Here is a 12,422-nt window from a genome sequence, read left to right as displayed (position 1 = left end):
TTGTCATCGTCAACGTTTGCCGAGGTCAGACCGGTCGAGGCGGCGCAAGACAACCGCATCAATCACCTGAATCAGCCGGCCGACGTTAACCCCTATGAAATATGACGAAGCAGTGTGGGATCAGACACGTTCGGATAAACAGGAGGTGCGTCCTTGGCGCGCCGCTCTAGGCTCCTCGATGAACCGGGGTGGGAAACACGCATGGAGCACGGGGGTGTCGACAGCATGCCGGCGACCGTCAAGGATCGACCGCGTATTGCCATTGAAGACCACCAACGCCCGCTCATCGGTCGACTGAGGGTTCGGCTCCGTTTCCTCTGGGCACACCGCGGCACACTGATCCGGCTCTGTATCGTCGCGCTCACCGTGCTCGCCGCGATTCGCGCGGTGAAGAGGTACGGCCGCCACTACACGTTCTTCGACATGAACATCTACCACGGCGCGATGGTGTGGTGGACGCACGGCGGCAACCTCTACGAGTTCATCGCGCCCAACACCACGCTGGGCTTCACCTACCCGCCGTTCGCCGCGCTCGTGATGGCACCGATGGCGGCGCTGCCCGCGATCGCGACCGGCTGGGTCAACACGGTGGTCAGCGTCGCCGCGCTCATCGTGCTGCTGGCCTGGCTGCTGGTGCCCATCGCCGACCGGTACGGCTGGCGTCGCTGGTTCGTCGTCGCGCTCGCCGTACCGCTGGCGGGCGCCACCGAGCCGATCCGCGAGACGCTCGGCTTCGGCCAGGTCAACATCCTGCTCGCGATCCTCATTTACGCCGACTTCGTCGCGCTGCGCAACCGGGCCAGGCTCGCCTCCGTCGCGGCCAGGTTCGCCGGCCGCGCGGCGGCGACCGCGCGGGACGAGCCGGTCGAGGCCGTCCGCACCGGCCTGCTGCGCCGGCTGTGGAGCACGGGCGCGCTGGCCGGCGTCGGGGTCGGGCTGGCGACCGCGATCAAGCTGACGCCCGGCGTCTTCATCGCGTACTTCGTGGTCACCAAGCAGTGGCGAGCGGCCCTGGTCTCGGCCGCCACCACGGTCGGGGTGACGCTGCTGACCTTCATGGTGGCGGGCAAGGCGGCCACCGAGTACTTCACCTCGGTCGTCTTCGACACCAGCCGGGTGGGCGCGGTCGACTCGACCGCCAACCAGTCGCTCGCCGGGGTGCTGGCCCGCCTCTACGACTCGAGCACCACGCCGACGTTGATGTGGCTGGCCTTCGCCGCGCTGGTGTTCGCGGTCGGCATGATCCGGGGTAGCGCGGCGCACAACGACGGCGACGAGTTGGCGGCGTTCACCATCGTCGGGCTGACCGGCAACGCGATCTGCCCGATCTCCTGGTCGCACCACCTGGTGTTCCTGATCCCGGCGCTGGTGGTGCTCGGCGACTCGGCGCTGCGCCGGCACCGGGCCGCGCGGGGCCTGGCGGCCCGGGACATGTGGGCGTGGGGACCCGGGGGTGTGCCGGCGCTGGCCGGCCTGACCAGGGCAGCGGCCGCGATCGGCGTATACGTGCTGTTCGTGGTGTCGCCGATCTGGCGGTACGAGCACAGGTTCCCGGCCGTGTCGCACTACGCGGACGGGTTGCACGGCGCGTTCTGGGAGAATTCCCTGGCACTGGCGGTCATCACGCTGGTGGTGCTGCTGCCGTGGCGGCCCGGCGCCGAACCGGCGTTCTACCTGGAGCCGGCCCTGGCCCGCCGGGCCGCGCTGGTCAACCGCTGAATCCTGGAACCGCTGAATCCTGGAACCACAGAATCCTGGAACCGCTGAACCCTGTGAACTGCTGAGTCGACCAGATCCTCGACCGGCGGGGCACCGGCCGCGGGCCGTCATCAGGGGCTGTTGACCCACTCCTCGGTGCCGTCCGCGAACGCCTGCCGCTTCCACACCGGCAGCCGGGACTTCACCTCGTCGACCAGGTCCGCGCAGGCCCGGAACGCCTCCGCCCGGTGCGCGGTGGAGACCGCCGCGACCAGCGCGATCTCGCCGACCTCGAGCAGCCCCACGCGGTGCGACACGGCCACCGCGTAGACCTCCGGCCGGGCCGCGATCTCCGCGGCCACCTCGTCGAGGATCTTCTCCGCGCTGGGGTGCGCCTCATACTCCAGTACCGACACGCCGCGGCCATCATCGTGGTCGCGCACCACGCCCTGGAAGGCGACGACCGCGCCGGCGGCCGGGTGCGCCACGGCGCGCTCGTGGGCCGCCACGTCGAGCGGCTCGGTGGTGACAGCGATCATCATGGCCGCTCGCCCGCCAGCAGTGGCAGCGGCACCAACGGGACCTCGTCCCCGGCCGAGGCCTGGCCGTTCGGCGGGATCACCGCGAAGCCGACCGCCCCGGCCATCCCCCGCAGCATCGACGACGCGGCGTGCGAAACGGCGACCCCGTCCGCGTCGACCAGCACCAAGTGGGTGTACCCGCCCCGGCCGCCGACCGGCCCGGTCAGCCGGATGTTGGGCAGCGGCGGCATCGGCCGGCCGGACATCCCGGCCACTGCCGGGGCCACCAGCGACACCAGCGCGACTATCGCCGACTGCGGATTGCCCGGCAGCCCCGCGACCAGGGCGGTACCGCCGCCGGGCCGCGGCACGCTGGCCAGCAGCATCGGGAAGCCGGGACGCACCTCGACGGTGTTCACCAGGTACCGCGCGCCGAGTTGGGCGAGCGCCGGGTGCAGGTGGTCGACCGGGCCGCTCATGGTGCCGCCGGTGGTGCAGATCAGCTCGGCGCCGCCGGTCAGCGCCCGGTTCAGCGCCTCCACGTGCGCGTCGAGGGTGTCCTCGACGGGGCCGAGCACCGGTCCCGCGGCGGCACCGAGACGCCGCAGCCAGGCCGGCACCGAGGGGCCGAGGGAGTCGCGGACCCGGCCGTCGCCGGGCAGCCCGGCGGTCAGCAGCTCGTCGCCGAAGACCAGCACGGCCGTTGTCGGTGCGGCCCGCACGGCCAACGTGTCGTACCCACACGAGGCGGCGAGGCCGATCACCGCCGGGTTGACCGGGGTACCCGCCGGCAGCAACTGCTCGCCGAGCCTGGCCTCCTCACCCGGCTCGCGCCACTCGGGCATGCCCCGCGGCACCCCGCTGACCCGGCCGTCCTGGGTACGGTCGGCGTCCTCGGTCCGCACGATCGCGGCGGTACCCTCCGGCACCGCGGCCCCGGTGGCGATCTCGACGCACGTGCCGTCCTCGGTCAACGGTTTCGGCATCGTGCCGGCGAGCACCCGACCGACCACCCGCCAGGGCCCGTCGCCGCGCACCGCGTAACCGTCCACGCTGGACGTGGGGAAGGCGGGCAGGTCGGTGCGGGTGAGCAGCGGATTCGCCAGGGTCGCGCCGTCGGCGTCGGCGAGCGGCACCTCGACGGGCGGCGCGGCGGCCTCGACACCGGCCGCGTACGCCGCCGCCCGGGCCCGCGCCCAGGGCAGCGGGCCGGTCTGCCCAGGGGGATTGGCCGTCGATGGTTGTGCGGTCACTCCGACAGCCTAGGCCCTGTTTTGCCGATCTCGCCCCGACGAGACAAAGTCCGATCTTGCCGAGCGACGGCTGGGATCATGGTGGCCGCCGGCGGCCTCACGATGTCCGAGGATGGTCCCCGCCACTCAGCTGGTCGACGGCGTGGGCCAGGATCGGGCCGAGTACCGCCAGCCCGTCGCGGGCCCCGCCGGTGGAGCCGGGCAGGTTCACGATCAGCGTACGGTCGGCGACGCCGGCCAGCCCCCGTGACAGCACGGAGGTGGGCACCCGGTCCCGGCTGTGCGCGCGGAGCGCCTCGGCGATGCCCGGCACCTCGTAGTCCAGCACCTCCCGGGTCACCTCGGGCGTGCGGTCGGTCGGGTTCAGGCCGGTACCGCCGCTGGTCAGCACCACGTCGAAGCCGGCGTCGACCGCCTCCCGCAACGCCCGCCCCACCGGCTCCCCGTCCGGTACCACCACCGGTTCCTCCGCCTCGCAGCCCAACTCGCGTAGGCCGGAGACGAGCAGGGGCCCGCTGGTGTCCCGGTACACGCCGGACGACGCCCGATTCGACGCCACGATCACCCGTGCCCGAATCACGCCGGTCGCTCCCAGAGTCCGGTCTTGCCGCCCTCTTTGCGCAGCACCCGTACCCCGTCCAGGGTCGCGGCCGGGTCCACTGCCTTGATCATGTCGATCAGCGCGAGGCCGGCGGCGGCCACCGCGGTCAGCGCCTCCATCTCGACCCCGGTGCGATCGGCCGTCTTCGTGGTGACCTCGATGGTCACCGCCGATTCGCCGAGCGTCAGCTCGACGTCGACGCCGTGCAGCGCGATCGGGTGGCACAGCGGCACCAGATCGGGTGTCCGCTTGGCACCCATGATCGCGGCCACCCGGGCGACCGCGAGCGCGTCGCCCTTGGGCAGCGCTTCCCGGCGCAGCAGGTCGATCACCTCGCCGGTGGTCCGGACCTCGCCCGCGGCGCTCGCCCGGCGAGCGGAGATCGATTTTTCCGACACGTCCACCATGCGCGCCGCACCGTGCGCGTCCACATGCGTCAACTTGGCGTCCACCACAACAAGCAGCGTACGAGCTGAGAATTTCGGCCCTACCCCCGGTGGCCCCGACCGATCCCGCCAGGCCCGCGTGTCTGGATACGCGTATCGTGCCAACGGAGCCCCTTGACTTTACCGGGGGTGAACGAATTGCGCCAAAGACAAAAAGATAATGACGCATCCCGATTCAAGCGGCTCTCATGGGCAGTAGATGGCTAATGCCTGATCTCCCCCGAAATGCCTGCTCAGAGGCACTGCTAAACGCGATTGCGTGCTCACCCAAAGTGGTCAATTCTGTCAACCTTCGCTCATCCTGAAATGAGCGACATTTTTGGATTTGCAAATTGCCATCTGCAACCTAATCTCTTCCCCGACAAAGCCGCAGGGATGGGAGAGAAGAATGATGAGCAGCCGCATCCAGGTCCGCAACAGCAACGGCATCCGCCTGAGCGAGTGGGGCTGATGGTCGCATCACCGAGATTGCCTGAATACCCCAGAGTCGAAGTTGACATCGAACCCTGTTTGTCGATAGAGGCATGTCGCCTTACGCTGAACCCGCGTCCATGACCGATGCCGAGCAAGGACGACGGTTGGGTAACACGAGCAACGACGAGACCGACCGGCGGTTGAATCTGACCGTCGGTCTCGTCGTCGTGATAGGGGTTGCCTGTGTCGCGTGGGCGGTCTCGTCGGTCCTCGACGCCACCGTCCCCGCGCCCTGGTTCCGGATCGTTTCCGTCGCGGCCATGCTCGGTCTGTCGGACCGGGCGACGATTCAGATCCGCATCAAAGACAGTCATCACGTCGTGGGGATGCAGGAAGCGGTAATCCTCGTCGGGCTGATGCTGCTTCCCGGTCCGTGGCTCGTGCTCTGCACCGCGGTTGCCATCACGATTGCGAAGGCCACCACCCGCACCCCGGTGGTCAAGCAACTGTTCAACACCGCGAAGAACACCGCTGTCGTCGCCGCGGCCGTCGGAACCGCGGGGGTGTTCGGACTTTCCGGGCCGTTCTCGACAACCCGCGACGAACTCCCGGCCATCATCGCGGCGGCATTGGCCATCATCGTCGTCGACGAGGCACTCGCCCTTCCCGTAATCGCCCTGGCCACCCGGACCCCACTGATCACCCTCTTCCGCGCCAACGTCGACGTCCGGGTCGGCGGAATGGTCCTGCGGCTCGCGCTGGCCACGTTCGGGCTGTTCTGGTTCTCCAGATACCCCGCCCTCATCGTGGTGGTCCCGCTGGTCATCGTCGGCCTGCAGATCATGACGGCGAACCAGTTGCGGGCGCGGGCCGAGCGGGCCGCCTGGCAGAAGCTCGCCCAGGCCACCGACGAGTTCAACGAGGTCGACCTGAGCGCGGTACTCAGCTCCGCGGTCACCCGGGCCTCGGAGCTGTTCTCTTCGGACGAGGCCGAAGTGGAGATCGCCAACCTCTCGGTACCGGACCGCCTGGTCCGGGGCGACTCCACCGGAATCGGCTACTCCGGCGCCGTGCAGGGAGCGCCGCCGGCGGACGGCCACGTGATCGCCACCGCCCTGGAGAGCCACGGCGGCACGACCTCGATCGGTGAGTTGCGGCTGCGGTTCCGCGGCAAGGTGACGCTGAACGAGCGCGAGGAGTACACCCTGCGCACCTTCGCCGCCGCGCTGTGCACCGCCATCCGCAACGCCGCCGCCTTCGCCGAGGCGCAGCGGCTGTCCGACCACCACGCGTACGCCGCCAGCCACGACCCACTCACCGGCCTGTCCAACCGTCGGCACCTCTACGAGGTCGGCGCGAAGCTGCTGTCCAGCGGCGCCAAGGGGCAGCTGGGCCTGATGCTGGTCGATCTCAACCACTTCAAGGAGATCAACGACACCCTCGGGCACGCCGCGGGCGACCAGGTGCTGGCCGAGGTGGCCCACCGGCTCGCCGCCTCGGCCGAGCCCGACGACCTGGTGGTGCGGCTGGGCGGCGACGAGTTCGCCGTGCTGTTCTCGGGCATCGCCGCGCCGGCCCTGGCCCTGCCACGGGCGAACGCCGTGCTGGCCGGGCTGACCCCACCGATCGAGGTGGACGGCATGCGCATAGTGGTGGAGGCCAGCGCGGGGGTGGCGCTCGCCCCGTTCCGGGGCGGCGTGGATGAGCTGCTGCGCCGCGCGGACGTCGCGATGTACCAGGCCAAGCGCGAGGGCCGACCGGTGGACATGTACGCCCGCTCCCGGGACACCGCCGACATCGGGCGGCTGGCGCTGTCGGTCGAGCTGCCGCGGGCCGTCGCCGAGCACGAGTTCACGGTCAACTTCCAGCCGGTCGTCGACCTCGGTACCGGCGAGATGATCTCCGCCGAGGCGCTGGCCCGCTGGCACCACCCCCAGCGTGGCGACCTCAACCCGAACCGCTTCCTCGACTACGTGGAGCGCTCCGGGCTGCTCGCCGCGTTCAGCGAAGCGGTGCTCGACCAGGCGCTGCGGGCCGCCGCGGCCTGGAACGCGGACGGTTTCGCGGTACCGGTGGCGGTCAACATCTCACCCCGCAGCCTGCTGGACCCGAGCTTCCCGGAGGCGGTGGCGAGCCGGCTGGAGGTCGCCGCGGTACCGGCGGAGACGCTGATCATCGAGCTGACCGAGTCGCTGACGCTCAGCCAGCTCGACGTCGTCGACGAGGTACTGGGCGCCCTGCGCGATCTGGGCATCCGGCTGGCGCTGGACGATTTCGGCACCGGATACTCCTCGCTGGCGACGCTGGCCCGGGTACCGGTACACGAGTTGAAGATCGACCGGGAGTTCGTCGCGGCCATGGAGGGCTCGGCGGAGGCCGCGGTTGTCCGCTCGACCATCGACCTGGGCCGCAGCCTGGGACTGCTGGTGGTGGCCGAGGGCGTGGAGAGTGAGCGGCAGCGCGGCCGGCTCTGGGAGTTGGGCTGCCCGGCCGGCCAGGGGCATCTGTTCGGCCGGCCGATGCCGGTGCACCGGCTGCTCGCCACGCTGCGCCGGGGGTACGACGGCCGGCCGGGGGCGCTGGCGCCGTCGCTGCACGAGTCCGGCGAGGTGATCAGGATGCCGGTCCGGCGGCCCGGCGCCCGCCAGGACCTCGGCTGACGGCCGTCCCGGCCGCCTTTCTCCCGGACGCGCTAGGCTGACCCGTGCTCGACGCCCCCGCACCGGCGCGAACCGGTCGCCGGCCCCGACTCGCCAGCGCCGATCAGGCCCACGGTGGTCTCGCCGTCGATCTCGGTCTCTACCTGGTCTCCCTGCTGTTCGCCGGCTTCACGGCGCTGACCGCGACGCTGCCGCCGCACGGCGCCTGGGGACGCATCGCGATCTGGGGGTACGCCGCCGCCACGCTCCTGGTGATCGTCCAGCTCGCCGGCCGCCGCCGGTGGCCGCGCCTCGCCGGCACCGCCGCCCGGGCCTGGCTCACGGCGCTGACCTGGGCCGCCACCGCCCTGCTCCCGCTCGTGATCGAGGCCGCCCAGCGCGCCTCGGGGCGCACCGATCGGGCGCAGGAGGAGGTGATCGTGGTGGAGCACGGGGCGCAGCGGCTGCTGGACACGGGCACCCCGTACCTCAGCCACGCCGCGATCGCCGCGCTGCCCCCGGACGAGCGCCTGCTCGGCTACCTGCCGTACCAGCCGGGGATGGTGCTGCTGGGGCTGCCCCGGGCGATCGCCGGCGCCGCCTGGTGGACCGATGCCCGGGTGTGGTTCGCCCTGGTCACGGCCGCCACGGTGGCCGGCGCCCTGTTCATGTTGCGGCGGGCCGGGGTGGGCGCACCCCCGCTGGTACGGGCGCTGCAGGCCGCCACCGTCGTGCCGGTGTGCACGCTGACCCTGGCGGTCGGCGGCGACGACCTCCCGGTGCTCGGGCTGTGCCTGCTCGCGCTGGCCTTCGCGGCCACCCGGCGGTACGGGCTGGCCGGCGTGGCGGTGGGTGTCGCCGGGGCGATGAAACTGTTCGCCTGGCCGGTTGCCCTGGTGCTGCTCGCCCTGGCGATCGTGCACCGGCGGGGGCCGCGCTACGCCCTGGGCGCGATCGGCCTGCCGGTGCTCTCCCTGATCCCGGCCTTCCTGGTCAACGCCGGGGCGGCCACGGAGAACGTCATCCGCTTTCCGCTGGGCAAGGGCCTCGTGCAGTCCCCGGCGGAGAGCCCGTTCCCCGGACAGTTGATCGCGGCTCACCTGCCCGGCGGGCACACGATCGCCACCATCCTGCTGGTGCTGGCCGGGCTGGCCATCGCCGCCTGGCTGCTACGCCGTCCGCCCCGCGACGCGTTCACCGCCGCCCTGGTCTGCGCGGCCGGCCTGCTCATCGCGATCCTGCTGATCCCGGCGACCCGATTCGGGTACCTGCTCTACCCGATCGCGTACGCGGTCTGGGCACCTGCGCTGCTCACTCGGACCACACTGGAGCAGTGAGGGCCTTTCGGGACCGGGAGCGGGCCGGCGACCTGCTGGGCCGGACGCTGTCCGGCTACGCTGACCGATCCGACGTGACCGTGCTGGGGCTGGTCCGGGGCGGGGTACCGGTGGCGGCCCGGGTCTCCCAGGCGCTGGGCGCACCGCTGGACGTGCTGGTGGTCCGCAAGCTAGGGGTGCCCTGGTCGCCCGAGGTCGCCTTCGGCGCACTGGGGCCGGGCGGGGTACGGGTACTCAACCCGGGAGTGCCCGAACGGATCGGAGTCGACGAGGTCGACGCGGTGGTCGCGTACGAGCAGGCCGAGCTCACCCGCCGGGAGCTGCGGTACCGGGCCGACCGGCCGCCGTTGGATCTGCTCGGGCGCGTCGCCATCGTGGTGGACGACGGACTGGCCACCGGCGCCACCGCCGCGGCGGCCGCGACAGTGGTACGCCAGCTGGGCGCGGCCCGGACCGTGCTGGCCGCGCCGGTCGGCGCACCGGAGGCCATCGCCTGGCTGAGCCGGCTCGCCGACGAGGTGTGCTGCCCGCTGGTACCGGAGGATTTCGGCGCGGTCAGCCGGTTCTACCGCTCGTTCGAGCAGGTGACCGACGACGAGGTCGTCGAGCTGCTGCACTGATCACCTCAGCTGATCGCCATGTCGACGAACCGGGACAGGTGCAGCTGCGCGGCGACCGTGACGGTGTCGGTGGGGCCGTTACGGTGCTTGGCCACGATGAAGTCCGCCTCCCCGGCCCGGGGCGACTCCTTGTCGTAGTAATCGTCACGGTGCAGCAGGATCACGACGTCGGCGTCCTGCTCGATCGAGCCCGACTCACGCAGGTCGGACAGCTGGGGCCGCTTGTCCGTGCGCTGCTCGGGACCGCGGTTGAGCTGGCTGACCGCGACCACCGGGCACTCGACCTCCTTGGCCAGCAGCTTCAACCCCCGGGACAGCTCCGCGACCTCCTGCTGTCGGCTCTCGGTCCGCTTCGGCGAGCTCATCAGCTGCAGGTAGTCCACGATGATCAGCTTGAGGTCGTTGCGCTGCTTGAGCCGGCGCGCCTTGGCCCGGATCTCCATCAGGTTCATGTTGGGGGTGTCGTCGACGAACAGCGGGGCCTCGCTGATCTCACCCATGCGCCGGGCCAGCTTCGTCCAGTCGTCGTCGGAGAGCTGGCCGGAGCGCAGGATGTGCAGCGGCACCCGCGCCTCCGCGGACAGCAGCCGCATGACGATCTCGACCTTGCTCATTTCCAGGGAGAAGATCGCGCTGGAGAGGTTGTGCCTCACGGACGCGGCCCGGGCGAAGTCCATGGCGGCCGTGCTCTTACCCAGACCGGGCCGGCCGGCGACGATGATCAGCTGGCCGGCGTGCAACCCGTTGAGCAGCCGGTCGAGGTCGCTGAACCCGGTCGGGATCCCGGTCATCATCCCGCCCTGGGCGCCGACCGCCTCGATCTCGTCGAGCGTCGGCTGCAGCAGGTCCGAGAGGATCGCGAAATCCTCGCTGACCCGCCGCTCGGTGACGTCGTAGACCGCCTGCTGCGCGAGGTCCACCAGATCGTCAACGTCCCGGCCGCCACCGGACGTCGAACCGTACCCGAGCTGGACGATCCGGGTACCGGCCTCGATCAGCCGGCGCAGCACGGCGCGCTCGCTCACGATCCGCGCGTAGTACGCCGCGTTCGCGGCGGTCGGCACGCTCGCGATCAGCGTGTGCAGATAGGGCGCACCACCGACCCGGCCCAGGTCGCCGGAGTCGGCCAGCGCGGCCGCCACGGTGATGGCGTCGGCCGGCTCACCCCGGCCGTAGAGGTCGAGGACCGCGTCGAAGATGGTCGCGTGGGCCGGCCGGTAGAAGTCGTTGGGCTTGAGAATTTCGATGACGTCGGCGATGGCGTCCTTGGAGAGCATCATCCCGCCGAGGGCGCACTGCTCCGCCGCCACGTCCTGCGGCGGTGAACGATCGAACTGGCCGTCGGCCTGTCGGGGCTCCGCCTGCGCGTCGCCGAACCGCGGTTCGGGATAGCGGGGCTCGCCCCCGCGCTGCTCGGGCGGGCGGCCATCGCGGTCGGCGCCGCCGGCCAGGCGTCCGCCAACCCCCGTGCTCTCGCTGATCGACACCGGCGCCCCCAACCCTGTGCCCCAACTGTCGATAGTCCGCAACGGTTACGACAGTTTCCCCCGGGGATTCTGGCCACGGTACGGAAGGCCGGGCCCGGCGCAAAATCGACCGGTGGATGAGCCTCGGGAAAACCTGTGGACTGGGTGCCCTTGGCATGTGCGTGGTGCTGTGCACATCCTGTGGACAAGTCTGGGGATTGCCCGCGAGATAGGCTCCTACGTGCGGAAACCTTGCCCACACGATGTGGAGCCGAGAAAGTAGGCCGGCGTGTCGCGACCCACTCGAGATCTGTCTGCCCAACCGATCGTCTGGGCCCGCGAAGCCGAGGAAGCTCCTACCGTGTCGTACGACAGGTGGTTGGGCAGAACCCCCGGTACCGGCCACAGCCCGCCAGGCTCCGGTGATGATCACGAGCCCGGTCCGGCGCCCCGGCGCCGCAGCGACTGGCGGGTGGTCCGGCACTCGCCGGAGCGGGAGGACCTGGAGCCGGTCGAGGGCGAGAAGCGGTACGGCAGGACGATCGCCTGGACGCTGGCCTGGTACGTGGTGCCGCTCGCCCTGTTCACCGGCTGGACCATGCTGTTCGCCGACGACTCGGGACCCGCGTGCTACGGCCAGGTCGACGGGTCCTGCCCGTCCGTACCCTCGGCCGTGCTGGGCGCGTTCACCAACGGCCTGCCCCAGCTCTGCGCGGCACTCATGATCAGCCTGTTGTCGGCCCTGCTCATCCGGCTGGGCAGCGGCGCGTGGCGCCCGGTGACGGCGGCGTTCGCCGCGGCGGTGATCGGTGCCGGAGCGTCCACCCTGCTGTTCTCGGCGATCGGCACCTGATCGGATCGTCGCCGGCCGGACCCGATCGAATCGCCGGCCGGCCGGGCTCGAACGAGCCGTCGCCGGGCCAGAACGACGAACGGCCGGGGCAGGCGTAGCCTGCCCCGGCCGTTCGCGGGATCGTTACTTGCTGGCGAGCACGTTCAACGAGAACTTCGCGGTGACCTCGGGGTGCAGCTTGACCTGCACCTGGTAGGACCCGGTCGTCTTGATGTGCCCGGGCAGCTCCACCCGGCGGCGGTCCAGATCGGGGCCGCCGGCGGACCTGACCGCCGCGACAACCTCGGCCGGGGTGACCGAACCGAACAGCCGGCCACCCTCGCCCGCCCGCGCCGAGAGGCTCACCTTCAGCACCTCGAGCTGCGACCTGACCTCGGTGGCCTGGCCGAGGTCGCGAATCTCCCGGGCCGACCGTGCACGCTTGATCAGCGTGATCTGCTTCTCCGCGCCCTTGCTCCACAGGATCGCGAAGCCCTGCGGGAGCAGGTAGTTGCGCGCGTAGCCGTCCTTGACCTCGGCGATGTCGCCGGGGCTACCGAGACCGGAGACTTCCTGCGTAAGGATGATCTTCATG

Annotated in this window: 11 protein-coding genes; 5 read left to right on the top strand and 6 right to left on the bottom strand. The window is 71.1% G+C overall.

All coding sequences use genetic code 11. The features are described 5' to 3' along the window. The first annotated feature begins 366 nt into the window (after positions 1 to 366). Positions 367 to 1,719: a glycosyltransferase 87 family protein gene (locus ABEA87_RS20825; protein WP_345631876.1), complete on the top strand. Its 1,353-nt coding sequence runs from the start codon at positions 367 to 369 to the stop codon at positions 1,717 to 1,719. 110 nt (positions 1,720 to 1,829) lie between these two features. On the opposite strand, the gene ABEA87_RS20820 is transcribed toward ABEA87_RS20825, so the two are convergent. The 4 genes from ABEA87_RS20820 to moaC form a co-directional block, all read right to left on the bottom strand. Further along, positions 1,830 to 2,240 carry a molybdenum cofactor biosynthesis protein MoaE gene (locus ABEA87_RS20820; protein WP_345631874.1) on the bottom strand — a complete coding sequence of 137 codons (411 nt, stop codon included), beginning with the start codon at positions 2,238 to 2,240 and terminating at the stop codon, positions 1,830 to 1,832. Beyond that, on the bottom strand, positions 2,237 to 3,472 hold the full coding sequence (locus ABEA87_RS20815; RefSeq protein ID WP_425570926.1) for a molybdopterin molybdotransferase MoeA: 1,236 nt from the start codon (positions 3,470 to 3,472) through the stop codon (positions 2,237 to 2,239). The genes ABEA87_RS20820 and ABEA87_RS20815 overlap by 4 nt, the downstream gene beginning before the upstream one ends. Positions 3,473 to 3,569: 97 nt before the next feature. After that, complete coding sequence (locus ABEA87_RS20810; RefSeq protein ID WP_345631872.1) at positions 3,570 to 4,052, bottom strand: MogA/MoaB family molybdenum cofactor biosynthesis protein; 483 nt, start codon at positions 4,050 to 4,052, stop codon at positions 3,570 to 3,572. Further along, a complete protein-coding gene (gene moaC / locus ABEA87_RS20805) occupies positions 4,049 to 4,525 on the bottom strand; it encodes a cyclic pyranopterin monophosphate synthase MoaC (RefSeq protein WP_425570925.1) in 477 nt (158 codons plus the stop codon). The genes ABEA87_RS20810 and moaC overlap by 4 nt, the downstream gene beginning before the upstream one ends. Before the next feature lie 545 nt (positions 4,526 to 5,070). Between moaC and ABEA87_RS20800 the strand changes: the two genes are divergently transcribed. From ABEA87_RS20800 to ABEA87_RS20790, 3 genes are read left to right on the top strand one after another with little or no spacing between them, the layout of a single operon-like run. Then, positions 5,071 to 7,593 carry a putative bifunctional diguanylate cyclase/phosphodiesterase gene (locus tag ABEA87_RS20800; RefSeq protein WP_425570924.1) on the top strand — a complete coding sequence of 841 codons (2,523 nt, stop codon included), beginning with the start codon at positions 5,071 to 5,073 and terminating at the stop codon, positions 7,591 to 7,593. Between the two features lie 44 nt (positions 7,594 to 7,637). Then, positions 7,638 to 8,909: a glycosyltransferase 87 family protein gene (locus tag ABEA87_RS20795; protein ID WP_345631868.1), complete on the top strand. Its 1,272-nt coding sequence runs from the start codon at positions 7,638 to 7,640 to the stop codon at positions 8,907 to 8,909. Continuing rightward, positions 8,906 to 9,529 carry a phosphoribosyltransferase gene (locus ABEA87_RS20790; RefSeq protein ID WP_345631867.1) on the top strand — a complete coding sequence of 208 codons (624 nt, stop codon included), beginning with the start codon at positions 8,906 to 8,908 and terminating at the stop codon, positions 9,527 to 9,529. The genes ABEA87_RS20795 and ABEA87_RS20790 overlap by 4 nt, the downstream gene beginning before the upstream one ends. Positions 9,530 to 9,534: 5 nt before the next feature. Here the strand turns inward: ABEA87_RS20790 and dnaB are convergent, their stop codons facing one another. Further along, the gene (gene dnaB, locus ABEA87_RS20785) at positions 9,535 to 11,016 is read right to left on the bottom strand and encodes a replicative DNA helicase (protein ID WP_345631866.1); all 1,482 of its coding nucleotides are present in this window, start codon (positions 11,014 to 11,016) and stop codon (positions 9,535 to 9,537) included. Between the two features lie 340 nt (positions 11,017 to 11,356). On the opposite strand from dnaB, the gene ABEA87_RS20780 reads away from it, so the two are divergent. Then, positions 11,357 to 11,848 (top strand): hypothetical protein, encoded by a 492-nt coding sequence (locus ABEA87_RS20780; protein WP_345631864.1) that lies wholly within the window; start codon positions 11,357 to 11,359, stop codon positions 11,846 to 11,848. Positions 11,849 to 11,971: 123 nt separating this feature from the next. On the opposite strand, the gene rplI is transcribed toward ABEA87_RS20780, so the two are convergent. Continuing rightward, complete coding sequence (rplI, locus tag ABEA87_RS20775; RefSeq protein ID WP_345631862.1) at positions 11,972 to 12,421, bottom strand: 50S ribosomal protein L9; 450 nt, start codon at positions 12,419 to 12,421, stop codon at positions 11,972 to 11,974. Position 12,422 lies beyond the last annotated feature (1 nt).

It is taken from the genome of Rugosimonospora acidiphila, assembly GCF_039543385.1.
GTDB lineage: Bacteria > Actinomycetota > Actinomycetes > Mycobacteriales > Micromonosporaceae > Rugosimonospora > Rugosimonospora acidiphila.
This window is presented reverse-complemented; position numbering and strand designations above follow the sequence as displayed.

Excerpts from the sequence above, each read along its gene's own strand:
- rplI (WP_345631862.1), bottom strand. The coding sequence starts at position 12,421 with ATGAAGATCATCCTTACGCAGGAAGTCTCCGGTCTCGGTAGCCCCGGC.
- ABEA87_RS20820 (WP_345631874.1), bottom strand. The coding sequence starts at position 2,240 with ATGATGATCGCTGTCACCACCGAGCCGCTCGACGTGGCGGCCCACGAG.
- ABEA87_RS20800 (WP_425570924.1), top strand. The coding sequence starts at position 5,071 with ATGACCGATGCCGAGCAAGGACGACGGTTGGGTAACACGAGCAACGAC.